We start from the raw sequence: 26,883 nt of genomic DNA on the forward strand, positions 1-26,883 counted from the left end.
AGTATGCAGAAAAGAAAATTATTTAGAGTAACCACAGTTCCTATTTCTCTTTATGCTTTGCTGAGAGGACAACTGAGGTATATGTCTGACCATTTTGATGTTTGGGGTATTTCATCTTTCGGAAAAGAACTTCAGTTGGTAGAGGAGGAAGAGGAAGTATGTGTTTCCGCAGTTGAGATGTCAAGAAAAATAACGCCTTTTCAAGATTTAAAATCACTTTGGAAAATGTGGCTCTTGTTTAGGAGAGAGAAGCCTTGTATCGTTCATACACATACACCAAAAGCAGGGTTGATTGGGATGTTGGCATCTAAATTAGCAGGAGTTCCTATTCGTTTACATACAGTGGCGGGTCTACCTCTGATGGAAGCCAAAGGAGGTAAGCGTAAATTATTGGATTTTGTAGAAAAATTGACTTATGCTTGTGCTACCAAAGTGTATCCGAATTCTAAGGGGTTGTATGATTTTATTGTGGAGCAAAAATATACTTCAATAGATAAATTGAGTATTATAGCGAATGGTTCTTCAAACGGTATCAATACCACTCATTTTTCTCCCAAACAAATAAGTGAGGAATTGAAAAAGCAATTAAGGAAAGAACTGGATATTAAAGATACTGATTTTGTTTACATTTTTGTAGGTAGATTAGTTGGTGATAAAGGGATTAATGAGTTAATAAAAGCTTTTAAACAAATACAGAAACAAAATATTAAATTACTTTTAGTAGGAGCAGAAGAAAGAGACTTAGATCCTTTAAAAACTGAGACTATTCAAGAAATTGAAAGGAATAAGAATATTATAGCTGTTGGATTTCAAAAAGATGTAAGGCCTTACTTTGCTATTGCTGATGCTCTTGTGTTTCCAAGTTATCGGGAAGGCTTTCCTAATGTAGTTATGCAGGCAGGAGCTATGGGACTTCCAAGCATTGTGTCAAACATTAATGGATGCAATGAAATTATAGAGAATAACAAAAATGGGTTAATTGTTCCATCGAAAGATGTAGAAAGTCTTCGAAAGGCTATGCAAATCATTATAGATGATGATAATTTGTATTTACGGTTAAAAGAAAATAGTAGAGAAATGATTGTAAGCTGTTATCAGCGTGAGTTTGTATGGGAAGAATTATTAAAAGAGTATAATAAGCTAATTAGAGAGAATGTATAGAGATTTTTTTAAACCTATTATGGATTTCACTTTGGCTCTTGTTGGTTTCTTGCTATTAAGTCCTGTTTTTATTTTAGTTACAATAGGTTTGTTTTTTGCAAACCAAGGGAAGCCTTTCTTTTTTCAGAAAAGACCTGGGAAAAATGAACGTATTTTTAGTATCATTAAGTTCAAAACAATGAATGATAAAAAAGATGCTAATGGTAATTTATTGTCTGATGCAGAACGCTTAACAGCAATAGGTAAATTCGTTAGAAAAACATCGTTAGATGAAATTCCGCAACTATTAAATGTAATTAAGGGAGATATGAGCTTAGTTGGTCCAAGACCTCTACTACCACAGTATTTGCCATTATATAATGAGGAACAGAAAAAAAGACATAATGTGCGTCCTGGCATTACAGGTTGGGCTCAAGTCAACGGTAGAAACGCTATCTCGTGGCAGCAAAAATTTGAATACGATGTTTGGTATGTTCGTAACCTATCGCTATCTTTGGATATTAAGGTATTGTTTCTAACAGTGAAAAAAGTTTTTGTTTCAGAAGGGATTTCTCAGGAAGGACAAGCAACTATAGAACCATTTAAAGGAAATGAAGTATGATTTTATTTGGAGCAAGTGGGCATGGTAAAGTGATTTTGGATATTTTACAACTCAATGGAAAAAATGTTGAGGTAGTATATGATGATGCTCCTAAACTAAAAGAAATTTTTAGTGTTCCAGTAGCTAAAAATAATATTGAAGAAGCGGATGGTTTAGAAGCGATAATTGCCATTGGAAATAATTTAATTAGGAAAAAAATAGCTGAAAGGTTTAATTTTCAGTACCAAAAAGCTCTACACCCTCTTTCTGTTGTTGCAAAATCATCTAAGGTTTGTGAAGGGACGGTTGTTATGGCTAAAGCAGTGGTTAATGCAGATGCTAAGATTGGTAAACATTGCATTATAAATACGGGAGCTGTAGTTGAACATGATTGTGTATTAGAAGATTATGTTCATATCTCTCCTAACGCTGCATTGGCAGGAAATGTAACAGTGGGTGAGGGAGCTCATGTAGGGATAGGAGCTTCTATAATTCAGGGTATTAAAATAGGTAAATGGGCAACTATTGGGGCTGGAGCAGTTGTAATAAAGGATGTGCCAGATGGAGCTACTGTAGTTGGGAATCCTGCAAGAGTGATAAGAATACAAAATATAGAATAAAATGAACACAAAAATATGGTTATCCTCTCCACACATGGGAGGAAATGAACAAAAGTATATCAATGAGGCATTTGCTGAGAATTGGGTAGCTCCATTAGGTCCTAATGTTAATCAATTTGAAGAAAGTATTAAAACCTATTTGGGACAAAGTGTAGATGTGGCAGCCCTCAGTGCGGGTACCGCTGCATTACATTTAGCTTTGATTATTTTAGGGGTTAAAATGGGAGATGAGGTCATTTGTCAGAGTATGACTTTTTCGGCATCGGCAAACCCTATTGCTTATCAAGGAGCTACACCTGTGTTTATTGATAGCGAAAAAGAGACTTGGAATATGTGTCCACTGGCTTTGGAAGAAGCCATCAAAGATAGACTGTCTAAGGGTAAAAAGCCGAAAGCCATTATTGTGGTCCACCTTTACGGAATGCCAGCAAAAATGGATGAACTGATGGCAGTTGCTTCTAAATATGAAATTCCCATCATTGAAGATGCGGCAGAGGCTTTAGGAAGTAGCTATAAAGGACAGAAATGTGGTACTTTTGGGGAGATGAGTATTTTGAGCTTTAATGGAAATAAAATTATTACAACCTCGGGAGGTGGAGCGTTGATTTGCAAGACTTCAGAGCAGAAGGAGAAAGCCGTATTTTTATCTACTCAGGCGAGAGATAACGCGCCACATTACCAGCATTCAGAAATTGGGTACAATTATAGAATGAGCAACATTTGTGCAGGAATAGGGTGTGGACAAATGGAAGTTTTAGATGAACGTATTACCCAGCGTAGAGCTAATCATCAGTTTTATATTGATTTGTTCAAAAATATAGAAGGAGTGGAGGTGTTCACAGAGCCATCGGAAGATTATTTCTCTAACCATTGGCTGTCAGCGGTGGTGATTGATGCTCAAAAGGCTGGTTTTTCTAGAGAGGATTTACGCTTGAAATTTTTGGAAGATAATATCGAATCTCGCCCATTATGGAAACCGATGCATTTGCAACCTGTTTTTGCTGATGCTTCATATTACGGCGGTCAAGTAGCGGAGCAGTTGTTTGAAAACGGACTATGTTTGCCTTCAGGGTCTAACCTAACCGATGCGGATAGGCAGAGAATATCAGAAGTGGTTTATAAACTGAAAGGTTAGGGCGTATTCCTTAGTACTATTGCCAACCGTTAGGCTATTTGCTCTATCCCTTACTTGGGGAAAAGAAAAATGAGCATTATGAAAGGGGAACAATACACCTATCTGAAAATAAAATATACACTCGCTAGAATTTTAGCGGGTGTTGTTATTGTTGTTGTATTTCCTTTGCTTTTGATGTTGTTCATTTTGGTATCTTTAGATACGAATTCTTTCGGGGTTTTTGTGCAGGATAGAGTGGGGCAGTATGGCAAGCTATTTAGGATATATAAGTTTAAAACCATTCATCCAGTTTCCCGTAAAATATCAAAGGTCGGAGCTTTTTTAAGAAAAACCAAATTGGACGAACTTCCCCAGTTGTTCAATATCTTGAAGGGAGAAATGAGTTTCATAGGTCCTCGTCCGGATGTGCCAGGGTATTATGATTGTCTTGAAGGAAACAATAGAAAATTATTGATTTTAAAACCGGGGCTTTTATCGGAGGCTAGTTTAGAGTATAGGAATGAAGAATACCTTTTAAGTCAAAAAAAGGATTCTGTCAAATATAATGATGAAGTTATTTTTCCGCACAAAATCAAACTAAATTTAGAGTATTTAGAGAGGGTATCATTCAAAGAGGATATTAGAGTTTTATTAAAAGCCATTATTATTTTTTTTAATAAGTAAAAAACTTTATTTTTGTACAGTATATACAAGATTATGAACATAAAAGAAACACCATTAAAAGACTGTTATATTATAGAGCCTACCATTTTTGAAGATGAAAGAGGTTACTTTTACGAAAAATTTAATGAGAAAAAATTTGAGGAACTTACAGGCATGAACGGGCATTTCGTTCAAGATAATATTTCTAAATCGTCTTATGGGGTTCTTAGGGGGTTGCATTTACAAAAAGGAGAATATGCTCAAGCGAAACTCGTGTCTTGCTTAGAAGGAAAAGTTTGGGATGTGGCGGTGGATTTAATAGAAGATTCGCCTTCGTTTGGGAAATGGTATGGAGTGGAATTAACGGCAGAAAATAAGTTACAGTTTTACGTACCGAGAGGTTTTGCTCACGGCTTTGCGGTGTTGAGTGAAACTGCAGTTTTTGCCTATAAATGTGATAATTTTTACAACAAAGAGTCTGAAGGAGGCGTTCTCTGGAACGATGTGGATTTAGCGATAGACTGGAAGTTAAATGAAGCCGATGTTATTCTTTCCGAAAAAGATAAAGTACAGTTGCCATTTTCTAAAAAGAATTTTTAAAAAATAAATGATGAAATCAATTATAATAACAGGAGGAGCAGGTTTTATTGGCTCTCATGTGGTAAGAGAGTTTGTGAAAAACTTGCCTAATACCAAAATAATCAATTTAGATGTTCTGACTTATGCAGGGAATTTAGAGAATTTAAAAGATATTGAAAACGAACCCAACTACGCTTTTGAAAAGGCAGATATTACCAAAGTCGAAGAGTTAAGAAGGGTATTTGAAAAACATCAGCCTGATGCGGTGGTGCATTTGGCGGCGGAGAGTCACGTGGATAGAAGTATTACCGACCCTAACGCTTTCATCAATACCAATGTGATGGGGACGGCTAATTTATTAAATATTTGCCGTGAAATTTGGACGCTTAATCCAGAGCATACGCACGGGAACTTCCCAGATGAGCCAAGGCAAAACTTATTTTATCATGTTTCTACTGATGAGGTTTATGGGGCTTTAGGCGAAACGGGGTTCTTCACCGAAGAAACGCCTTACGATCCAAAATCGCCTTATTCGGCGAGTAAAGCGGCTTCCGACCATTTGGTAAGAGCGTATGGGAATACTTACGGAATGCCTTTTATCGTGTCTAATTGTTCTAACAATTATGGTCCGAATCATTTTCCTGAGAAATTAATTCCGCTTTGTATATCTAATATTATCAACGAGAAACCGCTACCTATTTATGGTGATGGTAAATATACAAGAGATTGGTTGTTTGTCATAGATCATGCAAAGGCGATTTTCCAAATTTTCCACGAGGCTAAGACAGGCGAAACTTACAATATTGGCGGTTGGAACGAATGGCAAAATATTGATTTAATTAAAGAACTTATCAAACAGATGGATGCTAAGTTAGGGCGTCCAGAGGGATATTCCGAAAAGTTAATCACTTTTGTGAAAGATCGTCCTGGGCATGATAAACGCTATGCGATAGATGCTACGAAACTCAATAAAGATTTAGGTTGGAAACCAAGCGTTACTTTTGAAGAAGGTTTGGCTAAGACTATCGACTGGTTTTTGAATAATCAAGATTGGTTGGAAAATGTAACCAGCGGAGCTTACCAAGAATATTACAAAGAGCAGTATAAAAATTAAAACTATGAAAGGAATTATACTTGCAGGAGGTTCAGGTACAAGACTTTACCCATTAACCATTGCGGTGAGTAAGCAGCTAATGCCCGTTTATGATAAACCGATGATTTACTATCCGCTTTCTACTTTGTTGTTAGCGGGGATTAGAGAAATACTTATCATTACGACACCACATGACCAAGACGGCTTTAAAAAACTTTTGGGTGATGGCTCACAAATTGGTTGTAGAATAGAGTACAAAGTACAGCCCAGCCCAGACGGATTGGCACAAGCCTTTATTTTAGGAGAGGAATTCATCGGTGATGATTCGGTAGCTTTGGTATTGGGCGATAATATTTTCTATGGTACAGGATTACCGCAGTTACTAAATAGTAAGACTGAAATCAAAGGAGGTTGTGTGTTTGCTTATCAAGTTTCTGATCCAGAAAGATATGGGGTGGTGGAGTTTGATTCTGATAACAAAGCTATTTCCATTGAGGAGAAGCCTGAGAATCCAAAATCGAATTATGCGGTTCCAGGACTGTACTTCTACGATAATCAGGTGGTAGAATTTGCTAAAAACTTAAAGCCTTCACCAAGAGGCGAATTAGAAATTACGGACATCAATAAAATTTACTTAGAAAGAGGCGAGTTGGAAGTTGGAGTAATGAGCAGAGGAACCGCATGGTTAGATACAGGAACATTTGATTCTTTACATGAGGCTTCGGAGTTTGTGAAAGTTTTAGAAAAGCGTCAAGGTTTCAAAATTTCTTGTATTGAAGAAATTGCCTATAAAAAAGGTTTCATCAATAAAGAACAACTTCTAAAATCGGCAGATAAATACGGTAAAAGTGGTTACGGAGAATACTTGAGAAGAATTTTGTAATAATTTCTTAGACAAATAAATATCAATAGGGTACATCTTTATAGGGTGTACCTTTTTATTTGTGTAAAAATCCCTAAATTTGCAGGCTTTTAATCCATTAATGTTATGAGAACTAAATCCACAGGAAAGAAAAAAATCAATGTAGTAACGCTAGGGTGTTCAAAAAATTTGTACGACTCGGAGGTGCTTATGGGTCAGCTTAAAGCCAACGGAAAAGAAGTGGTGCATGAGCAAGAGCGTGGAGATATTGTGGTAATTAACACTTGTGGATTTATAGACAATGCGAAAGAAGAATCTATCAACACAATATTAGATTATGTAGAGGCGAAGAATAGGGGCGAAGTAGAGCAAGTTTTTGTAACAGGCTGTCTTTCGGAGCGATATAAACCAGATTTGTTGAAGGAGATTCCTGATGTAGACCAATATTTTGGGACGAGGGATTTACCTATTTTACTCAAACATTTAGGAGCAGATTATAAGCACGAATTAGTAGGAGAAAGATTGACGACGACTCCTAAGCATTATGCTTACCTTAAAATATCCGAAGGCTGTGATAGACCGTGTTCATTCTGTGCTATTCCGTTGATGAGAGGGGGACATGTTTCTACACCAATAGAAAAATTGGTAGAAGAAGCGAAAAAATTAGCCAAAAAAGGAACTAAAGAGCTAATTTTGATTGCACAAGATTTAACTTATTATGGTTTAGATATTTATAAGAAAAGAGCTTTGGGAGATCTTTTAAAAGAGTTGGTAAAAGTAGAAGGGATTGAGTGGATAAGGCTGCATTATGCTTTCCCTACGGGATTTCCAGAGGAGGTATTGGATATTATCAGAGAAGAGCCTAAAGTATGTAATTATATTGATATTCCGTTGCAACATATCAATACTGATTTGCTAAAGTCTATGAAAAGAGGGACAACGCATGAAAAAACCAACGCTCTTTTAAATAAATTTAGAGAAAAAGTGCCAAATATGGCAGTGCGTACCACTCTTATTGTAGGTTACCCAGGAGAGACGGAAGAGCGCTTCCAAGAATTAAAAAATTGGGTAAAAGAGCAAAGATTTGATAGGTTAGGTTGTTTCACTTATTCTCACGAAGAAAATACTACGGCATATCAGCTAGAAGATAATGTGCCTCAGAAGGTTAAAGAGTCGAGAGTGGAAGAAATAATGGCACTACAGTCTCAAATTTCTTGGGAGAAAAATCAGGAGAAAATAGGGCAGGTATTCCGTTGTATCTTTGATAGAAAAGAAGGTAATTACTTTGTAGGGAGAACCGAGTTTGACTCTCCCGATGTAGATAATACTGTACTAGTGTCAGCGGAAAATACCTATATTTCTATTGGGGAGTTTGCTAATGTTCGTATAACTTCTGCAGAGGAATATGACTTATACGGAGAATTGGTCTAATTGTATTTGATTATTTCTGTACTCTTTCATAAGTTTGAAAGCAAAAATCATAAGGGTTTTGCTCGTCCTTTTCATGGCAAATCTCATCAGTTTTTAGCCATTCTTTTGGGTTGATTTTTGGAAAAAAGGTATCTGCGTCTAGAGTAGTATCTACTAAGGTTATTTCTAGTCGTTCTGCTTGGTCTATGGTCTGTTCATAAATGCTGCCACCACCGATGATGAAAATATTTTCGTCTATTTTCTTGGCAAATTTAATAGCTTCTTTTAAAGTACCAACAATCAGAATACCTTCTTCAAACCAATCATTTTTTTGACTAACCACGATATTAGTTCTGTTGGGTAGAGGTTTTCCAATACTTTCGTAGGTTTTTCGTCCCATAATTATAGGGTGTCCTGAGGTTAAATTTTTGAAGTGTTTCAAATCTTTAGGTAAATGCCAAAGAAGTTGGTTATTAAAGCCTATTTCATTATTTTTACCCATTGCTACAATGATGGTAGTCATTTTTAATACTATTTTTTGACAAATTTAGCATATAATTTGTATATTCGGTGCAGATTTAATTTTAATTTAAAAAAATGAAACTATGAATAATAAAGGATGTATGAGTGCTAGTACTATTTTTATAGCACTGGGAGTTATTTTGGTAGGGCTTTTCTTTTGGGGAAAGTCAGGTTATAATACTTTTGTAGAGAAAGACCAAGAAGTAAACTCTAAATGGTCTAATGTAGAAACGGTTTACCAAAAAAGAGCTAACTTAATCCCTAACTTGGAAAGAACAGTAAAATCTTACGCTCAGTTTGAAAAAGAAACTTTAACAGGAGTAATTGAGGCTCGTTCTAAAGCTACTTCGGTAACTATAGACCCTACTAATATGACGGAAGCTGATTTAGCAAGATTCCAGTCAGCACAAGGGGAATTGAGCGGAGCGTTGAGTCGTCTAATGGCTGTGGTAGAGCAGTATCCTAATTTGAAGGCAGACCAACAATATATTAATTTTCAAAGAGAATATATAGCAATAGAGAATAGTATTAGAGCAGAAACGGTTTATTTTAATGATGCAGTAAAAGATTACAATAATACTATTAAGAAATTCCCTAATAACATTTTGGCTAATTTTACTAACTTTAGAGATAAGCCTTATTTCCGTTCCGAAGTAGGTGCAGAAAAAGCTCCAGAAGTTTTCAAATAATGGTTAAAGATTATCTTACAGAAGAACAACAGGCTTCCCTTGTGGAAGCCATTAAAGTAGCTGAAAGCCTTTCTACAGGAGAAATTAGAGTTCATATAGATACTCAGTCAGAACATCATCACGCTAAGAGAGCTTTTGAGGTGTTTCAATCGTTAGGTATGCAAGATACTAAGTACAGAAATGCGGTTTTATTTCATATTAACTTTGATAATAAATACCTTACGATTATAGGTGATGAGGGTATTCATAAAAAGGTGAAACAAGAGTTTTGGGACGGATTGCACGATGAAATTACCGCTTCGTTTGCTCAAGGTAAATATTATTTAGGGCTGAAGGAAGCTATTTTCAAGGCAGGTCAAGAACTCAAAAAATATTTTCCTATAGAAGGACAAAATCATAACGAATTACCGAATGAGATTACATTCTCTTAAAATATTTTTACTTCTATCTTTTATTTGGTTTGGGAATGTTGTAGCTCAGTATCAAATTCCTAAAAAGCCAAGTGTACTTTATCCAGTTTATGATGAGGTGGACTTACTTTCTGTCCAAGAGAAACAACAGCTCAACCAAAAGTTAATAGCCTTTGCGGATTCTACTTCTACCGAGATAATGGTCATTATTATCCCAACAACTAAAGGGGAAGATATTAACTATGTGGCTACAATGTTTGGTGAACAGTGGGGAATAGGTCAAAAAAAAGTAGATAATGGGGTAGTTTTTCTCATAGCTACGGAAGATAGGAAGGTATCTATACAGCAGGGGCGTGCAGTGGAACAGTATCTTACGGCTTCCACAGCGGGACAAATTATAGATTATCTTGTAGTGCCTCGCTTTAAGACAGGTGCTTGGTACGAAGGTATAGATTACGGAACAACAGCGATTATAGAAGCTGTACAAGGTAAGTTTAAACCTATTCCGAAGCCTGAAAGAAATAGCGGATTGGCAACGGGTATCATTATTTTTATTATAATAATATTTATTTTACTGATGTTTTCAGGACATGATTCTAATGGGAGAGGTGGCTACGATGATGAAGATGTAATTATCACAAGACGAGGAAGACGCTCTTATTCTGGAGGATTCTTTCCTTTTCCAGGGGGAGGTTTTGGCGGAGGCTCTAGTAGTGGCAGAGGTTTCGGCGGTTTTGGAGGCGGTGGTAGCTTTGGCGGTGGAGGAGCCAGTGGTGGTTGGTAATCTTAGCTTAAATTTTTCATAATAAGATTTTCATAACGGAGTTTATTTTAAGTTCAAAGGAGACTAGAGGTGTTTTGTTTTCAGTGTAACATTTTTTAGTATCTTTGGGGAGAACAAATTGTTGTTATGAGATTTAATAAAAACTATTGGTTGGCTTTGTTTGTAGTGGGTTTGCTACCTGCTCAAAAACAAAAGTTTACAATGAGTGAAGCTGTTAATGGGCTTCGTTCTAATTTGGCAATTAAGAATTTACCTCAATTACAATGGGCAAAAGATGGTTCAGGGTATATTCATTCGGTTAAGAATGCCTATATGGTTACAGAGTATCCTTCAATGAAATCGGATACTTTAATTTCTCTTTACCAAATCAACCAAAATTTAACAGGAGGTAGAAAATTATTTGGATTTCCTAATCTTAATTTCATCAATAATAATACAGCTTATTTTTCTCAGGACAACACTCATTATTTGTTGGAGAAAAAAAGTAATGGTTGGAATATTAGAGAATGGGAACGTTTGCCAGAGGAAGCGGATAATATCACACTTTTATCAGATAATTCCACTTTTGTTTATACAGTTAAGAACAATCTTTATTGGCAAAAAAATGGACAAGCGTTTGCAATTACTGATGAAAAGAATGAAAATATCATTAGTGGACAATCAGTTCATCGTAACGAGTTTGGGATAGATGGAGGTATTTTCTCTGCTCCCGATAATTCTATGATTGCATTTTATAGAATGGACCAAACGATGGTGAATGATTATCCTGTGATAGATTGGTCGGTTACGCCTGCAAAAAATCATAATATTAAATATCCTATGGCGGGCGGTACTTCTCACCAAGTAAGTTTAGGCGTTTATGATGTAAAATCGAAAAGAACTCATTTTCTAAATGTAGAAGGAGATAAAGAACAATATTTAACGGCAGTTTCGTGGAGCCCAGATGCTAAATATATTTTTGTAGGTGTTCTCAATAGAGACCAAAATCACCTCAAAATGAACCAATATGACGCTAAAACAGGAACGTTTATCAAAACTCTTTTTGAGGAAAAAAGTGATAAATATGTAGAGCCACAGCACTCGTTAGTATTCTTCCCTAATTCTAATACAGATTTTATTTGGCAGAGTCAAAGGACGGGGTATAATCACTTGTTTCATTATCATCTCACTAAAGGTTTGATTGGTCAAATAACAGAAGGCGATTGGTTGGTAAGTAATATTTTAGGATTCAATGCGAAGAAAAATGAAATTTATATAGAGGCAACTAAAGAAACACCTTTAGAAAAGCACTTATATAAGGTTAATTGGCACAACAAGAAAATGGTGCGTCTTTCCAAGTCGGCAGGTGTTCATAGAGGGTTGCTTAATCAGTCTGGGACGGTCTTGTTAGATAGCTATTCTAACGCCACTACGCCAAGAAAAATAGAGGTCATCAATACCAATACAATGACATCTAGTACTTTGTTGTCTGCGGATAATACTTTGGAGGGATACCTTCGTCCAGAGGTTAAAAATGTAACGCTGAAAGCAGATGATGGTACGCCTCTTTATGGAAAGCTGATTTTGCCGACTTCATTTAATCCAAATAAAAAATATCCTGTTATTGTTTATTTATATAATGGTCCACATCTTCAGTTAGTTACTAATTCTTTTCCTGCGAGTGGGAATCTTTGGTATGAGTATTTGGCACAGCGGGACTATGTCGTCTTTACTATGGACGGTAGAGGTTCGTCTAATAGAGGTCTAAAGTTTGAGTCGGCACCATTTCGTCAGCTAGGAACTGTGGAAATGAACGACCAACTAAAGGGAGTAGATTATTTAAAATCATTACCTTTTGTAGATGCTGAAAGAATGGGCGTTCATGGTTGGAGTTTCGGAGGATTTATGACGACGAGTTTAATGCTTCGTCACCCAGATGTCTTTAAGGTAGGTGTAGCAGGAGGTCCTGTGATAGATTGGAAGATGTATGAAATTATGTACACAGAGCGTTATATGGATACACCTCAGCAAAATCCAGAGGGCTATGCACAAGCTAATCTACTAGATAAGGTTCAAAATCTTAAAGGGAATTTGCTCCTGATACACGGAGCTCAAGATGATGTGGTGGTATGGCAACATACGATTGATTTCTTGAAAGCAGCAGTTGATAAAGGGGTACAATTGGATTACTTTGTCTATCCAGGTCATGCTCATAATGTGCTAGGTAAAGATAGGGTGCATCTGATGCAAAAGGTTACAGACTATTTTGATGCTCATTTGAAAAATAATAAAAACTAAATTTAAAGGCTCTAGGATTAAATATCTTAGGGCTTTTTGATTAAAAAAAGTGCAAGCAAAGATGAAAGTCATTATTTCAGGAGGAACAGGCTTTGTAGGGAAACATCTTACCGAATATCTTATTTCAAAGGGATATGAAATTTTTATTTTAACTAGAAGGCTACCACCTTATAATCTACAGGATAATTTACGCTATTTTGAATGGAATCCTCAATTAAAAACCTTTGATAAAAAACCTTTTGAAATGGCAGATGCTATCATCAACCTCGCAGGAGCAGGTATTGCAGATGAACGCTGGACTACTCAAAGGAAAGGAATACTCATCAATAGTAGAATCAATGCTAATGAGACAATAATAAAAGCTCTGCGGGAAGTGGATAATCGTATTACGACGGTTATTAGTACTTCTGCGATAGGTTGGTATGGGTTAGAAATTCCTAGTGATATGTTTTGTAGGGAAGATATGCCCGCTGCAGCAGATTTTTTAGCACAATTATGCCAAAAGTGGGAAAATTCTATAAAGCCGGTCAGTGATTTAGGGAAAAGATTATGTATTCTACGAACAGGTGTTGTTTTAGGAACAAATGGTGGGGCTTATCCTAAAATGACTCAACCTTTAAATTTTGGTATTAAACCTCTACTTGGAAATGGTAAACAAATGATGAGTTGGGTTCATATCAAAGACCATTGTGCTATTTACCATCACTTACTGGAGAACGAAGTGGAAGGTATTTTTAATTCGGTGGCACCTAATCCAGTAACACAAAATGAATTTTTAAATCAAACTCAAAAATCTAAAAAGAAATATAGTCTGCCTGTAAAAGTTCCTAAATTTTTTCTTAGAATGATGCTAGGCGAACTATCGGATATGCTAATTTCTAATGCTAAAGTTTCCTCACAGAAAATAGAACAAGCAGGATACAAATTTAGATATCCTAATATAAAAGATGCTGTTGAAGATTTAGAAAAATAATCTAATTCTTAGTAATGATTTCTGCTGCTTTCTCGCTAGCTCCTTTTCCTCCTAGTTTTTCTTTAAGAATTTTATAGTCAGAAAGAAGACTGGTTCTATTTTCATTGAGTATCAGTTTGAGTTCTTTAACAAGATTAGGCGTATTGAGTTCATCTTGAATAAGTTCTTTAACCACCTCTTTATCCATAATTAAATTAACGAGGGAAATGTATTTAATATGTTTGATGAGGCGTTTAGCGATTTCGTAGGAGATTTTACTTCCACGATAGCAAACTACTTCTGGGACTTCTAATAAGGCGGTTTCCAAAGTAGCTGTGCCAGAGGTTACGAGTGCTGCATCGGAGCATCGGAGAAGGTCGTAGGTTTTATTAGAAATAAAGCTCACTTCCTTATCTACATAACTTTCGTAGAAAGATTTAGGTAAACTAGGAGCTCCAGCGATTACAAACTGATAGTCTTTAAATTCACTCCTCACAGAAAGCATTATTGAAAGCATTTTTTTTACTTCTTGTTCTCTAGAACCAGGTAGAAGAGCAATGATTTTTTTATCACTTAATTGATGTTCTTTTTTAAAAGTTTGAATGTCAATTGGTGGTAAATCAGATAAAGCATCTAAAAGTGGGTGTCCAACAAAATGAGCTTCTATCTGATGTTTTTTATAAAAATCCTTTTCAAATGGTAGGATAACAAGCATTTCATCTACATATTTTTTTATGATGTTTACTCTGCTTTCCTTCCATGCCCAAAGTTGAGGGGAAATGTAATAAACGACTTTAATACCTAACTTTTTTGCAAACTTGGCAATTCTAAGGTTAAAGCCAGGATAATCTACAAGAATTAAAACATCAGGGCAAAAATTACGAATGTCCTCTTTACAGAATTTAATATTTCTGAGTATAGTGCCTAAGTTTTGAATAACCTCCACAAACCCCATAAATGCTAGATCTCTGTAATGCTTTACCAAAGTGCCACCTTGTTGCTCCATTAAATCACCACCCCAAAATCTAAAAGTAGCGTTAGGGTCTTTTTGTTTTAGAGCTTTCATAAGGTTGCTTCCATGTAAATCACCAGAGGCTTCTCCTGCTATAATGTAGTATTTCATTTTAATCCTTTTCTAATGAGATATAGAGTTTATGAAATATAGGAAAATAGCTAACTACGATACAGTATCTTCCTTTTTTCTTGAAGTTATATTATTAGGAAATCCAGCAACTCCACCACTTACAGCAAATTTCATGGCATCAGCAGCGTTGATATTTTCTAATAATTTTACATTTTTACTTTCTACTAAAACTACCCAGCCAGAGACGGCATAAGAATGCGGAAGATAGACCGATACATGCTCCTGAAGTCCCATGATAGAAACTTCTTTTTGAGTAAGAAAGCCTACTCTCCAAACTTCTGGAGAATCGTTAGTTTTGATGAGTACAGGAATGTTAAATTTCTTTTTATCTCCAACAAAAGAAGACATCACATCTTTTAAAGAAGTGTAAATAAATTTGATACCTGGCGTATGCTCAAGTAGATAATCTATACTATCCACTAAGATTCTCCCTAATAGAAATTTATTACCGAGCCAACCTATAAGTGCTGTGCTACTGATTACCAATATAAAGATAAGCCCAGGGAATTTCTCCGCAATGGAAGGTATAATGTTGTCTATACTAGAAACAATATACCAAATAATCCATACCGTTGCAGCAACGGGACCAATAATAACTAATCCTTGCAAAAAAGAACGAAGGAAGAGCCCAAGGTAATCGTTTAAGTTTTTATTCATTATCTTTTAGAGAGCTACTAGATTGTCTTTTCTCTTCGTTTCTTGGTATTTTGTGTCCAGGTCTCGTCCATTTAGGATTTTCTCCTAGAGCTGTGTATTGGCTGTTTTCTTTGTCCACAACCTCTCTTTTGGCGTGTTTTTCAAAAGGTTGTTGAGGTTTTATTCCCAAAAGATTAAATAAGGTTTTGTCCTCGTTAATATCAGGGTTAGGGGTGGTTAATAATTTATCTCCTGCAAAAATAGAGTTGGCACCCGCAAAGAAACAAAGTGCTTGCCCTTCCTTAGAAAATTCTGTTCTTCCTGCGGAAAGTCTTACTTGAGTTTTAGGTAAAACAATTCTAGCAGTCGCTACCATTCTTACAAACTCAAAAATGTTTACAGGTTCTTGGTCTTCCATAGGCGTTCCTTCTACGGCAACCAAAGCATTGATTGGAACACTTTCGGGCTGTGGCATCATATTGGCTAAAACTTTTAGCATTCCACAGCGGTCTTCCACACTTTCTCCCATACCAATAATTCCTCCAGAACAAAGGGTGATAGAGGTTTTTCTTACATTATTGATGGTTTCTAATCGGTCTTCAAAAGCACGGGTAGAAATCACTTCTTTATAATATTCTTCGGAACTGTCTATATTATGGTTATAGGCGTATAGCCCAGCTTCTTCTAGCCTTTTAGCTTGATTTTCGGTAAGCATTCCTAGGGTGCAACATACTTCCATATCTAGTTTGGTTACCTCTCTTACCATATCTAGCACATGGTCAAAATCAGGACCGTCTTTTACATTTCTCCACGCTGCTCCTAGACATACCCTAGAAATGCCATTTTGCTTGGCTCTTAAGGCTTGAGCTTTTACTTGGTTTACAGGTAACATCTCGTGGATTTTAACCTCTGTGTGGTATCTTGCTGCTTGAGGACAGTAACCACAATCTTCTGGGCAACCTCCTGTTTTTACAGAAATGAGCGAGGATACTTGTATTTTATTAGGGTCGTGGTGTTGGCGATGAACCTCTGCTGCACGATAAATCAAGTCAAAGAAAGGCAAGTTATAAATATCTAAAATCTCTTGGGTCGTCCAGTTTTGTTTAATCATTTTATTTTGTTATAGATTTTTGTTCAAATTAGAGGTTGTAAATTTACTTATTTTTTCTTTAACGAAAGATGAAAAACTAGAATTACAAAGTGCTTTTTATTTAACTTAGATATATTTCATAAAAAACTTTTGGATATTTATACGAAAGTTTTATCTTGGTAAAAAATTGAAGATTATAATGAAACAAATAGAGAATGTAGTAATATTTTTAGGCTTAATTTTCTCCACATTATTATTAGCTCAAAAGAATGATGAAAATACGCTGGAAGTAGAATTTGCCTATCTTTTAAAGGCGAAATTGGATAAAACTAATTCTTTCGTAGATGAGGAAGTTTTTCTTTTGCAAGTTTTAAAGGACAAAGCTTTCTTTTTTAGTGAAAATATGGCGAAAAATGACTCTGCAAGACAAAGTGATATTTACAGAGCTTTTGCCGCCACACCAAAAGGACGACCTATTAATGTTACAATGTCTGATAGATTGAAAGGTAAATATGATTATAGCGTTTTACAAACCAGCCAAGAAAATCAGTATTTTGAGGGAAATGGAAGTAGTTCATATACTTATAAAGAGCCAGTCATCAAAGATTGGAAATTGATAAATGAAAGCGAAACTATCAATACTTTTAGTTGCAAAAAAGCAACGTTACATTACAAGGGTAGAGATTGGGTGGCTTGGTATTCCCCAGAGATTCCGTTGCCTTACGGACCTTATAAATTTACAAGCTTGCCAGGTTTGGTGGTGAAAATAGAAAGTGAAGATGGCGAGTTTAGTTTTGAATTGGTAAAATCTACATTCAAAGATAACCTCAACGGCAAAGCACTTTCTTTACAAGATTCGCGATACAAAAAGGCTACCCCAGCCACCTTTTCAGAAATACGAAAAATGAAGAAAAGCAACATAGAAAGGCTTGTGGCAGAGGCTGTCAGTATGGGGATTGATACTTCTGCGGAAAATGTGAGAAATTTATTGGAAAGACAAAAACGAAAACTTCATAATTTTGAAAATGAAAATCTGATAGAAAAAACAGAACATTGATTGTTCAAAAAAAAGGCTTATACGGAAAAAAGTATAAGCCTTTTTCTTTATGAAAAATATTTACTTTGAAAGTAATGCGTCCCAGCCTTGTGCGGTGAGTGGCGTGAGCTGTTCGCTTCCTCTTAGTACCAAGTAATTGCCTTGTTCTAGCTCCGTAGCATGACCAATAATAGTAAAATCTGGGTGGTTTCTTATCTTTTCATAATCGTTTGGAAAAATGGTGAATAAGAGTTCATAGTCTTCGCCACCGTTAAGGGCTGCCATTGCAGGGTTTAGATTAAACTCATCTGCGGTAGTTATGGTAAGAGTATCCATAGGGATTTTCTCTTCATATAACCTAAAACCTACTTTGCTTTGGTCAGACAAGTGCAGAATCTCCGAAGCCAATCCGTCAGAAATATCTATCATTGAGGTTGGAGTGATGTCCAATTCGGTTAAAGTCTTTTTGATGTCCGTTCTTGCTTCGGGTTTTAGTTGGCGTTCTAGGATATAGTCGTAGCCTTCCATTTCTGGTTGCATATTAGGATTGGTTAAGTACACCGAATGCTCTCGTTCTAGAATTTGCAGCCCCATATATGCACCACCTAAATCTCCTGTAACTACTAATAGGTCGTTAGGTTTAGCGCCGCTTCGTTTGGCTAATTCATTTTCGTTTGCGAGTCCTATGGCTGTAATGTTCAATATAAGTCCTGCTTGGGAGCTGGTAGTATCACCACCTACAAGGTCTACATTGTAGCGTTCGCAAGCTAAAGCGATACCTGCATAAATTTCGTCAAAAGCCTCTACTGGGAAACGGTTGGAAGCCGCCATAGAAACCAATATTTGTGTAGGTGTGGCATTCATAGCGGCAATATCACTTAGATTGACTACAACAGCCTTATACCCTAGGTGCTTTAGCGGAACATAACCTAAATTAAAATGTACGCCTTCTGCTAAAACATCGGTAGAAACAACTACTTTTTTGTTTTCTGGATTGATGATGGTAGCATCATCTCCTATGCCTAGTTCCGAAGAGGTGTTTTTTAAACTGAATTTGTCGGTTAAGTGTTTTATCAGTCCAAACTCTCCTAATTGAGAAACTGGAGTAAGTGCCATTTTCTTTTCTTCTAACATAATGAAGTTTAAAAATTAAGATTGAAAAACAGAAGGGTCTATATTTTCTGGTCTGAAAGGAAGATTTTTGATGTCTTCTCTACTTAGTGTTTTGGTGTTTTCTGTTTTATAGGGTGCCAGACTTACCAAAATATCATCAGGTGGCGTGGTGGTTTTTCTTAGCATAGTGTCTATCCATACGCCCATTACTTCTGAAGTGGCACAGTGAGTACCATCAGGTAGATAAAACTTGTGAGTAAAAGCATAAATGCTGGCATCTTCTGACACGCCCGAAACCTCCAAAGAAACATAAACCGTTTGGTCTGCATAAATTTCTTTAAAAAACGAATACTTTTCGTGAAGAAGTACGGGACCAATTCCCCAACGATTAAGCTGTGCAAGTCCCATTTTATGTTGGTTCATAAAAGCCATTCTTGTTTGGGCACAATACTGCACATAGGCGGAGTTGGCAAGGTGTCTGTTGGCGTCTATATCGCTCCAACGCACTTCAAATTTATGGTAGAATACTGACATTTTTAATTTTTTAAGGTCAAAGGTAAGAAAATTTAAAGTAAAACGGTTTTTAGCAATACTTCGTATAAAGGTATTTTATAGTACAACTACTGTTGTATTTGCTTTAAAGTTTTTTAATTGTAATAAGCTCTATATTCGCATAGGTTACTTCTTCTTTTTCAATATTATAATCAATACGGTTAATGTATATCGTTATACGGTAGCCCTCAAGGTTTTTTGTGAATGCCATTTCTTCCACTTCGCCCGAAGGAGTGTTTTTAGCAAACTCAGTAATATCTGGTGCAAAATTTACTTCTTTGTTATCTAGGCTTATGAGTAGGCTACTATTTATCTTTAATGATTTGTTTTCTATTGTTAGTTCGGCATTGTTATCATATTCAGTACTTAGAATCCAGCCTTTGCCGTCAAAAGGTATCGCTTGTGTTCTGTCTTTTAAGTTGAAGTATTTATATTCATTACCTCTTTCAGTAATGCTTCCTGTTTCATCATTTATAGTGGTAAAATCGTCATATTCTACAAAATAAGGGAACTCTTTGTTTAGGTTTTTAAAATGTTTTTCATCAAGATATTGGGCGAGTTCATCTTTTGCATTTCGGTTAATTAAATACCTTCCTGCATCACTAATTTCATAAAAAACAGAACGCTTTATCACTTTATTAAAATTGATTTTGCCATTCACGAGCAGTCCGTTTTCAGACAATACCTGATGTAAACGGTTTAGTTGACTTCTCTTAGCTACCGAAAATACATTGAAGTAAGGGAAAATTAACGCAAAGATTAAAAATGCCATCAAACTTTTAGGAATAAACGATATGGAAGTCTTCTTTCTAAAAATGAAATAAAAGGTACATAAGGTAATCCATATCGCCATTAAAAGGACAAAGTATCTAGACTCGGTAACTCCATAATCAAACAAACGAGTGAAAATCGCTACAAATAGCAATACTAACATTGGTACAAGCGAGAAGTAAAATATTTTGGAGAACCATTTAACCCAAGATTTACTGTTTTCATTTTTTAGTGGGTGTACCAAAAGCAATGCGAATATCCCTACTAAAGAGTAGCTAATCACAGTGATAGATACCAAGCCTTTAGGGAGCTCCCATAAGAAAATAATCTTGGCAGCATATAGGTACATAATCACTAAATAGATAAATAAAAGTGGAATAAGTATGTATTGTGTAAAGAATTTGAGTGCGATAGGGAACCCTGTTACAGTACCAGTGCGTTCTTCTTCTCTGCTTCTTTCTTCAAAAAGGAGGAAAATGATGGTATTCCCTAAAATGGATATGCCAGAAAATAAGATAGGATATATTTTATAATTATCATTGATGCCAAATAAACTATTAAAAATACTGATGGCTGAAAGAATTCCAGCCGCTAGAACACCACTAAAAATAGAGGACAGTATGAAGTTAACAAACAAATTTTTGTTATAGTTCCAAAAGGAGTATTCATTTTTAACTTTTGGTAAAAAGGGAGCTACCGAAATAAATAAATGGATAATTGCAGCCACTGGAATGATTATAAAGGTGAAATTTTCAAATTGAGAGTAATCATTGGGGAAGATGGCGTAATATCCCACTAATAGCACTACACCCACGATATTGAGAAGCCACTTTTTGCCAATAACATCACTTAGCTTTTTTAGAGAAAAGAACAAACCTATCCCCGTGGCAGAAACAAAAGCAATAACCGCCATATTATAAACAAAATCGGACTTTGCGTCCCATATAATAGCCATAACGATGGCAATATAAGAAATGAGTGCCGAAAGTAGTACCATTGGGTAGTTGGCAACTATTTTCTTTAAATTTTTGAGGGCGTTATTAAGTAGTTTCATAATTAGATTAAATGAGATAACAAATGTATTGTTTTTGTTTGTAGTGGCAAAGTCTGATAATTCATTGGTTTGTTACTGCCGAATTTAATCTGTATTTTTGAGAAAAATTAGCAAAAGATGTTATTTACAGGGCAAGTACTCAAGATGTCTGCACAGTTGGCAGAACCTATCCAATATTACCTTAATCTATCTGATGATTTACTGCATATTAATGCTTTGTTTAACCGCAGGCTGAGTATAAAGCATATAGGATTTCAGTGTGTGGAATGTGGGAGCGATGAGCCTGTGTATCAGATGGGGTTTTGTAAAAAATGCTTTTTTGAAAGCCCTTATGCTAGTGAAACTATTCTAAAGCCCGAACTTTCTAAAGCCCACCTAGATATAGAAGAAAGAGATATAGAGGTGGAACGGAAAATACAGCTACAACCACATTTGGTTTATTTGGCTTATACGGGAGAGGTTAAAGTTGGGGTTACCAGGCAAACACAAGTACCTACTAGATGGATAGACCAAGGGGCAACAAAGGCTCTTCCCATAGCGAAGACCGAAAACCGCTACGAAGCAGGAGTTATAGAAGTGGCTCTTAAAACTCATTTATCCGATAAAACCAATTGGCGAAAAATGCTCTCCGATGATGGGACTAGCGAGGTAGATTTGTTTGCGTTAAGAGAGGAAGTGGTTGGTTTATTCCCAAAGGAAAGTCAAAAGTTTGTGGTAGAGTCCGAACTTTATAGTTTAAAATATCCTTATACGCCCTTAGAAAAAATCACTTCTATAAATTTAAGTAAGACAAAAGAATATCAAGGTATTTTAAAAGGAGTTAAAGGGCAATACTTGGCATTTGAAGATGGTGGCGTAATGAATGTTCGCTCCCACGAGGGCTATGTGGTGGAACTTGAAATAAAAGATTAGCTTAGAAAAAGGGTTAAAAAATAAAGTGTTGTCTTCAGTATGAAAGCAACCGAGTTGTATTTCTTATGATACGACTGTTTTTATCTGCCATTTTGTCATAATAATTAGTATATTTGCGGATTAGATTATCCTGTGGGTAATATTTAATGGTTAATACAATAGACTATGCAAGAGAAATATATAGACGAAAGTCGTCAGGGAGAGGCTTACGCCATAGCAGAAAAGGAAGGTAACTCTAAGAAACTTTTTTTAGAAAGTTATGGTTGCCAAATGAATTTTTCTGATAGCGAAATCGTGGCTTCTATTTTAAATGATGAAGGCTACAATACCACTCTAAAGGTAGAAGAAGCAGATTTAATTTTGCTTAACACTTGCTCTATCAGAGAAAAAGCAGAGCAAACAGTAAGAATGCGTTTGTCTCAATTCAAGAATTTGAAAAAAGAAAAACCAAGTCTTACGGTGGGGGTTTTGGGCTGTATGGCAGAAAGGCTTAAAACCAAATTTTTAGAAGAGGAGCAACTGGTGGATTTGGTAGTTGGTCCTGATGCATACAGAGATTTACCTAACCTACTTAAGGAAACCGAAGACGGTAGAGATGCCATCAATGTAATTCTCTCTAAGGAAGAGACCTATGCAGATATCAATCCTGTGAGGTTGGGTGGCAATGGAGTTACGGCTTTTGTAACCATTACTAGAGGTTGCGATAATATGTGTACTTTCTGTGTGGTGCCATTCACAAGAGGAAGAGAAAGGAGTAGAGACCCACATTCTATTATTAAAGAATGCCAAGAGTTATGGGAAAACGGCTATAAGGAAATTACTTTACTAGGGCAGAATGTAGATTCTTACCTTTGGTACGGTGGCGGTCCTAAAAAAGATTTTGATAAAGCCACAGAAATGCAAAAAGCTACAGCGGTAGATTTCTCTCAACTGCTAGAGATGGTGGCAAAGGCGGTACCAGAGATGCGTATCAGATTTTCTACTTCTAACCCTCAAGATATGAACTTGGAGGTGTTTAGGAAAATGGCTCAATATCCTAATATTTGTAAGTATGTACATTTGCCTGTTCAGACGGGAAGTAACAAAATGCTAGAACTAATGAACAGACAGCATACTAGAGAGGAATATCTAGAGCTTATTAAAGAGGCAAGAAAAATAGTGCCTGATGTGGCTTTCTCTCAAGATATGATAGTAGGCTTCTGTAATGAAACGGAAGAAGACCATCAAGATACCTTATCTCTTATGAAAGAGGTAGAGTACGATTACGGTTATATGTTCGCTTATTCGGAAAGACCAGGGACACCCGCCCATAAAAAAATGGAAGACAATGTCCCAGCGGAAGTTAAAAAACGCCGTTTGCAGGAAGTAATAGATTTGCAGGGAGAGCTTTCTAGAAAGAGAATGAAAGGCTATGTAGGGCGTCATCATGAAATCCTGATAGAAGGAGAAAGTAAAAAGGATAAAAACCAATGGAAGGGAAGAAACTCCCAAAACGCGGTTTGTGTGTTTGATAAGAAAGAAGGGCAGAAGATAGGAGACATAGTTTCTGTTTTTGTCTATGATAATACGCAAGGCACACTTTTGGGGAGAGTGGACTAAGTTTTTTAACCTTTAATTTTTATCAAAGATGTCAGAGCTACAAAATATAAAGAATAGATTTGGGATTATAGGTAACTATCCCGTACTCAATAGAGCCTTAGAAAAGGCCATACAGGTAGCACCCACGGATATTTCGGTTTTGGTGATTGGCGAAAGTGGGGTTGGTAAGGAGTTTATTCCTAAAATCATTCACTCAGAATCACGCCGGAAGCATCAACCTTATATCGTGGTAAACTGTGGGGCTATCCCAGAAGGTACCATAGATTCCGAACTTTTCGGACACGAAAAAGGGGCTTTTACAGGGGCAACTTCCACACGAAAAGGCTATTTTGAAGTGGCGGACGGCGGAACTATCTTTTTAGATGAGGTAGGAGAGTTACCTTTACAAACACAGGTTCGTCTGTTGCGTGTGTTAGAGAGTGGTGAGTTTATGAAGGTAGGGTCTTCCCAAATACAGAAAACCAATGTGCGTATTGTGGCAGCAACTAATGTTAATATGTTGAGTGCAATCCAAGATGGGCGTTTTCGTGAGGATTTGTTTTACCGTCTGAATACGGTGCAGATAGACATGCCGCCACTTAGAGAACGCAAGGGAGATATCCATTTGCTTTTTAGAAAATTCGCGATTGACTTTGCGGAAAAATACCGTATGCCTGAACTTAAACTTACTGACGATGCGGTAAGTTATTTAGAACAATATCCTTTCCCTGGGAATGTGAGACAGCTGAGGAATTTGGTAGAGCAGATGACGGTGGTAGAGCAAAAAAGAGAGATAGATGCTGTAAGATTAGCGGAATATATTCCTACGGAAAATAAATTACCTGCTTTAGTTCAGAAGAATACAATGGGTGGTTCAGGTTCTGATTTTAGTTCTGAGAGAGAGATTATGTATAAAATACTCTTTGATATGAGGAACGATATCAATGATTTGAAATCATTAACTTCGGAGCTGATAAAAAATAGAGGGAATTCTGATTTTAGCCATCACGAAAAGAGTCTTATCAATAGAATTTATACACCAGATACGGCGGCGGTTAATACGGGGTCTTTACTTTATTTTGAAAATCAAAATAGTGGTATGGAGTCTGGTATGGTAGCACCTGTGCAAGATGATGTGGAAATTGAAGATATAGAGGTAGAAGAAGCTAAACCAGAATCTTTATCTTTGCAGAACAATGAGCGAGAGCTTATTGTAAAAGCACTAGAAATGCATAACGGAAGACGAAATAAAGCGGCGGAAGCATTAGGTATTTCTCAACGAACACTTTATCGTAAGATTAAACAATATGATTTAGAAGACTAAATTATGAATATCATCTATCATCAAATGAGATTGAGTAAAATATTATTTTCATTTTTGAGTTTCTTGTTCCTAACAAGTTGTTATAGCTTCACGGGGAATTCTTTGACACCGGAAATGAAAACAATACAAATAAAAACATTTCCTAACAATGCGGCTTTGGTTAATCCAGAGTTAAGTCAGCAATTTACCATAGCTTTACAAAACAGGTTTTTGCAGAGAACCACTCTTAAAGGAGCTACTCAAAATCCTGATTTGATGATAGAAGGAAAGATTGTAGATTATCGCCTTAACGAACCAACCACAATATCCACAGGAGTGTCCACACAAGGTGGTGTAATGCAAGCAGCTCAAAACAAACTAGTGATTAGTGTTAAGGTAAGGTATGAAAATAAAATAGACCCTCAGCTTAGTTTTGATAGAACTTATACCGATGAAGCGGTTTATAATAGTGATTTAGATATTACTCAGATAGAAAATTCGCAGGTTCAAATCGTGAATGAGAGAATCATCAATAAGATATTTAACGACATAGTGGCCAACTGGTAAAATTATGAATGCTAGAATTTTAGAACTTATAAAACAGCCTCAGCTTATTCAGAAAGACGATGTGGCTTTGCTAGATAAAGAACTTAAAAATCAACCTTATTTACAGTCGTTAAGAGCTTTGAAATTGATTGGGACTCACAAGTTTTTCCCTGAGAATTACAATTCAGTTTTATCAGAAACAGCCGCTTTTACCACAGATAAAAAGATATTATATCAGTTGATTTTTGGTAAACCGAAGAAAATAGAAGAAGTTCAACCTTTGGTTTCTGAAGAAGTATCTGTTGAGAAGATAGAAGAAGCGGTAACTCCGAGTGAGCCCAATGTTTTATCTGAAAATACAGAGGAAGTACCTGTAGCTATGGGTATTGTTTTAGAGGAGGAAGAGTTAGAAGTTATAGATTTTGATGAAGCTATGGAGTCGCAATCATCAATCACTGATGAGGTTCAGAATGATGAAAAAATAGAGATTGTAGAAGAAGTCAATGCTCAAAAAATAGAGGTAGATAGAGAGGAAGTTATTGAGATAGACAACAAAGAGGAAGAAGCTACAAGTTTAAGTTTTCAAGAAATGGAAGCATTTTTACCAAACATTAAATTTAAAACACCCGATACCGAATTAAAGACTGAAAGCAACATAAAAAGCGAAGTGGCTAAAGAAAACATAGTAGAAGAACAAAAGCCCGTTGTAGCGGAGGAAGCTCCTACGGAAGTTTTAGTAGAATCTATGGAAGATAAATTGAATGACAGTCCTCAACCAGAAGAAAATTTAGCTTCAGAATGGAAGCCTATGTCTATTGAAACGCATTTGCCTGATGCTTTGATAGGTAAACCAAAACCATCTCTAGAACCTAAGGAGGAGGTGAAAGAAGAACCTATTTTAGTGGAGAGTCATCATACAGAAACTCTAGTAGAGGAGGAAACTCCAGCAGATTTAGGGGAAGAATCGGAAGAAAGACAAGCCTTAAATGTTTCATTTTTTAGCGATACTCCTGCTCCGATAGATACTGTTATTGCTACTGAAACTCAACCAGAGGTTGAGGAAAGTAATGTCCCAAGTTTCATTAATACTTGGCAAAATTGGCTTAAAATAGATAGGACGGCGGTTTCTGAAGTTGATAAAAAATCTCAAATTATAGATAAATTTATAGAGACTAATCCTAGCATTGCTAAGGTAGATAAAAATACACCTATTAAAGAGGAAAAAGAGTTTTTAATCAAAGAAAAAGGTGATGATATTTCTCATCTAATGACGGAGACCTTAGCTCAGCTTTATGTAGAACAACATCTTTATACTAAGGCCATTGAGGCCTATGGTATATTGCAAAATAAATATCCAGAAAAGATTGATATTTATGCCGAAAAAATAGAAGAAATTAAACAAATGAGAATGGGCGGGAGAGCTTAGCTTTCT

The 26,883-nt window shown here is 36.1% G+C and carries 27 protein-coding genes; 20 read left to right on the top strand and 7 right to left on the bottom strand.

All coding sequences use genetic code 11. The features are described 5' to 3' along the window. The first annotated feature begins 3 nt into the window (after nucleotides 1–3). The 9 genes from D1J36_RS05940 to rimO all read left to right on the top strand — a co-directional run bounded on the left by D1J36_RS05940 (nucleotide 4) and on the right by rimO (nucleotide 8,103). On the top strand, nucleotides 4–1,161 hold the full coding sequence (locus tag D1J36_RS05940) for a glycosyltransferase family 4 protein (RefSeq protein ID WP_154137594.1): 1,158 nt from the start codon (nucleotides 4–6) through the stop codon (nucleotides 1,159–1,161). After that, nucleotides 1,154–1,762, top strand: a complete 609-nt coding sequence (locus D1J36_RS05945; protein ID WP_154137595.1) for a sugar transferase — start codon at nucleotides 1,154–1,156, stop codon at nucleotides 1,760–1,762. Before D1J36_RS05940 ends, D1J36_RS05945 begins: the two co-directional genes overlap by 8 nt. Next, nucleotides 1,759–2,361: an acetyltransferase gene (locus tag D1J36_RS05950; RefSeq protein WP_154137596.1), complete on the top strand. Its 603-nt coding sequence runs from the start codon at nucleotides 1,759–1,761 to the stop codon at nucleotides 2,359–2,361. Before D1J36_RS05945 ends, D1J36_RS05950 begins: the two co-directional genes overlap by 4 nt. A gap of 1 nt (nucleotide 2,362) precedes the next feature. After that, a complete protein-coding gene (locus D1J36_RS05955; protein WP_154137597.1) occupies nucleotides 2,363–3,496 on the top strand; it encodes a DegT/DnrJ/EryC1/StrS family aminotransferase in 1,134 nt (377 codons plus the stop codon). Nucleotides 3,497–3,574: 78 nt separating this feature from the next. Beyond that, nucleotides 3,575–4,159, top strand: a complete 585-nt coding sequence (locus tag D1J36_RS05960) for a sugar transferase (protein ID WP_154137598.1) — start codon at nucleotides 3,575–3,577, stop codon at nucleotides 4,157–4,159. A 33-nt stretch (nucleotides 4,160–4,192) separates the two neighbouring features. Next, nucleotides 4,193–4,738 (top strand): dTDP-4-dehydrorhamnose 3,5-epimerase, encoded by a 546-nt coding sequence (gene rfbC / locus D1J36_RS05965; RefSeq protein ID WP_154137599.1) that lies wholly within the window; start codon nucleotides 4,193–4,195, stop codon nucleotides 4,736–4,738. Nucleotides 4,739–4,748: 10 nt separating this feature from the next. After that, a complete protein-coding gene (rfbB, locus tag D1J36_RS05970) occupies nucleotides 4,749–5,831 on the top strand; it encodes a dTDP-glucose 4,6-dehydratase (RefSeq protein ID WP_154137600.1) in 1,083 nt (360 codons plus the stop codon). A 4-nt stretch (nucleotides 5,832–5,835) separates the two neighbouring features. After that, entirely contained in the window at nucleotides 5,836–6,693 is an 858-nt protein-coding gene (rfbA, locus tag D1J36_RS05975) for a glucose-1-phosphate thymidylyltransferase RfbA (RefSeq protein ID WP_154137601.1), read from the top strand. Nucleotides 6,694–6,798: 105 nt separating this feature from the next. Further along, the gene (gene rimO / locus D1J36_RS05980; RefSeq protein WP_154137602.1) at nucleotides 6,799–8,103 is read left to right on the top strand and encodes a 30S ribosomal protein S12 methylthiotransferase RimO; all 1,305 of its coding nucleotides are present in this window, start codon (nucleotides 6,799–6,801) and stop codon (nucleotides 8,101–8,103) included. Between the two features lie 10 nt (nucleotides 8,104–8,113). On the opposite strand, the gene D1J36_RS05985 is transcribed toward rimO, so the two are convergent. Further along, nucleotides 8,114–8,605 carry a dihydrofolate reductase gene (locus D1J36_RS05985; protein WP_154137603.1) on the bottom strand — a complete coding sequence of 164 codons (492 nt, stop codon included), beginning with the start codon at nucleotides 8,603–8,605 and terminating at the stop codon, nucleotides 8,114–8,116. Between the two features lie 82 nt (nucleotides 8,606–8,687). On the opposite strand from D1J36_RS05985, the gene D1J36_RS05990 reads away from it, so the two are divergent. From D1J36_RS05990 to D1J36_RS06010, 5 genes are all read left to right on the top strand, one after another. Further along, the gene (locus tag D1J36_RS05990) at nucleotides 8,688–9,293 is read left to right on the top strand and encodes a LemA family protein (RefSeq protein ID WP_004918316.1); all 606 of its coding nucleotides are present in this window, start codon (nucleotides 8,688–8,690) and stop codon (nucleotides 9,291–9,293) included. Next, a complete protein-coding gene (locus D1J36_RS05995) occupies nucleotides 9,293–9,724 on the top strand; it encodes a TPM domain-containing protein (protein WP_154137604.1) in 432 nt (143 codons plus the stop codon). The genes D1J36_RS05990 and D1J36_RS05995 overlap by 1 nt, the downstream gene beginning before the upstream one ends. Then, complete coding sequence (locus D1J36_RS06000; RefSeq protein ID WP_154137605.1) at nucleotides 9,705–10,487, top strand: TPM domain-containing protein; 783 nt, start codon at nucleotides 9,705–9,707, stop codon at nucleotides 10,485–10,487. The genes D1J36_RS05995 and D1J36_RS06000 overlap by 20 nt, the downstream gene beginning before the upstream one ends. Nucleotides 10,488–10,613: 126 nt before the next feature. Then, nucleotides 10,614–12,764 (top strand): S9 family peptidase, encoded by a 2,151-nt coding sequence (locus tag D1J36_RS06005; RefSeq protein WP_154137606.1) that lies wholly within the window; start codon nucleotides 10,614–10,616, stop codon nucleotides 12,762–12,764. A 61-nt stretch (nucleotides 12,765–12,825) separates the two neighbouring features. Beyond that, a complete protein-coding gene (locus tag D1J36_RS06010) occupies nucleotides 12,826–13,737 on the top strand; it encodes a TIGR01777 family oxidoreductase (RefSeq protein WP_154137607.1) in 912 nt (303 codons plus the stop codon). Nucleotide 13,738: 1 nt separating this feature from the next. Here the strand turns inward: D1J36_RS06010 and lpxB are convergent, their stop codons facing one another. Genes lpxB through bioB form a run of 3 tightly spaced genes read right to left on the bottom strand, consistent with a single transcriptional unit; the run spans nucleotide 13,739 to nucleotide 16,607 of the window. Beyond that, a complete protein-coding gene (gene lpxB, locus D1J36_RS06015; RefSeq protein WP_154137608.1) occupies nucleotides 13,739–14,839 on the bottom strand; it encodes a lipid-A-disaccharide synthase in 1,101 nt (366 codons plus the stop codon). Nucleotides 14,840–14,893: 54 nt separating this feature from the next. Beyond that, the gene (locus D1J36_RS06020; RefSeq protein WP_109475193.1) at nucleotides 14,894–15,517 is read right to left on the bottom strand and encodes a DUF502 domain-containing protein; all 624 of its coding nucleotides are present in this window, start codon (nucleotides 15,515–15,517) and stop codon (nucleotides 14,894–14,896) included. Continuing rightward, nucleotides 15,510–16,607 carry a biotin synthase BioB gene (gene bioB / locus D1J36_RS06025; RefSeq protein ID WP_154137609.1) on the bottom strand — a complete coding sequence of 366 codons (1,098 nt, stop codon included), beginning with the start codon at nucleotides 16,605–16,607 and terminating at the stop codon, nucleotides 15,510–15,512. Before bioB ends, D1J36_RS06020 begins: the two co-directional genes overlap by 8 nt. A gap of 178 nt (nucleotides 16,608–16,785) precedes the next feature. On the opposite strand from bioB, the gene D1J36_RS06030 reads away from it, so the two are divergent. Then, nucleotides 16,786–17,643, top strand: a complete 858-nt coding sequence (locus D1J36_RS06030) for a GLPGLI family protein (protein WP_154137610.1) — start codon at nucleotides 16,786–16,788, stop codon at nucleotides 17,641–17,643. Between the two features lie 60 nt (nucleotides 17,644–17,703). On the opposite strand, the gene thiL is transcribed toward D1J36_RS06030, so the two are convergent. The 3 genes from thiL to D1J36_RS06045 form a co-directional block, all read right to left on the bottom strand. Next, a complete protein-coding gene (thiL, locus tag D1J36_RS06035) occupies nucleotides 17,704–18,756 on the bottom strand; it encodes a thiamine-phosphate kinase (protein WP_154137611.1) in 1,053 nt (350 codons plus the stop codon). Between the two features lie 15 nt (nucleotides 18,757–18,771). Continuing rightward, nucleotides 18,772–19,269 carry an acyl-CoA thioesterase gene (locus D1J36_RS06040; protein ID WP_154137612.1) on the bottom strand — a complete coding sequence of 166 codons (498 nt, stop codon included), beginning with the start codon at nucleotides 19,267–19,269 and terminating at the stop codon, nucleotides 18,772–18,774. Between the two features lie 103 nt (nucleotides 19,270–19,372). Next, complete coding sequence (locus D1J36_RS06045) at nucleotides 19,373–21,112, bottom strand: DUF4153 domain-containing protein (protein ID WP_154137613.1); 1,740 nt, start codon at nucleotides 21,110–21,112, stop codon at nucleotides 19,373–19,375. Nucleotides 21,113–21,229: 117 nt separating this feature from the next. Here D1J36_RS06045 and D1J36_RS06050 point away from each other — a divergent pair, with 117 nt between their 5' ends. The 5 genes from D1J36_RS06050 to D1J36_RS06070 all read left to right on the top strand — a co-directional run bounded on the left by D1J36_RS06050 (nucleotide 21,230) and on the right by D1J36_RS06070 (nucleotide 26,877). Then, entirely contained in the window at nucleotides 21,230–22,024 is a 795-nt protein-coding gene (locus D1J36_RS06050; RefSeq protein WP_154137614.1) for a DUF2797 domain-containing protein, read from the top strand. 165 nt (nucleotides 22,025–22,189) lie between these two features. Beyond that, nucleotides 22,190–23,623, top strand: coding sequence for a tRNA (N6-isopentenyl adenosine(37)-C2)-methylthiotransferase MiaB (gene miaB / locus D1J36_RS06055; protein ID WP_154137615.1), 1,434 nt, complete (start codon nucleotides 22,190–22,192; stop codon nucleotides 23,621–23,623). Nucleotides 23,624–23,651: 28 nt separating this feature from the next. Next, nucleotides 23,652–24,926, top strand: coding sequence for a sigma-54 interaction domain-containing protein (locus D1J36_RS06060; protein WP_154137616.1), 1,275 nt, complete (start codon nucleotides 23,652–23,654; stop codon nucleotides 24,924–24,926). 3 nt (nucleotides 24,927–24,929) lie between these two features. Then, complete coding sequence (gene lptE / locus D1J36_RS06065; RefSeq protein ID WP_154137617.1) at nucleotides 24,930–25,472, top strand: LPS assembly lipoprotein LptE; 543 nt, start codon at nucleotides 24,930–24,932, stop codon at nucleotides 25,470–25,472. Between the two features lie 4 nt (nucleotides 25,473–25,476). Next, nucleotides 25,477–26,877, top strand: a complete 1,401-nt coding sequence (locus D1J36_RS06070; RefSeq protein ID WP_154137618.1) for a hypothetical protein — start codon at nucleotides 25,477–25,479, stop codon at nucleotides 26,875–26,877. The last annotated feature ends 6 nt before the right edge of the window (nucleotides 26,878–26,883 follow it).

The sequence above is a fragment of the Riemerella anatipestifer genome (assembly GCF_009670965.2).
GTDB lineage: Bacteria > Bacteroidota > Bacteroidia > Flavobacteriales > Weeksellaceae > Riemerella > Riemerella anatipestifer_B.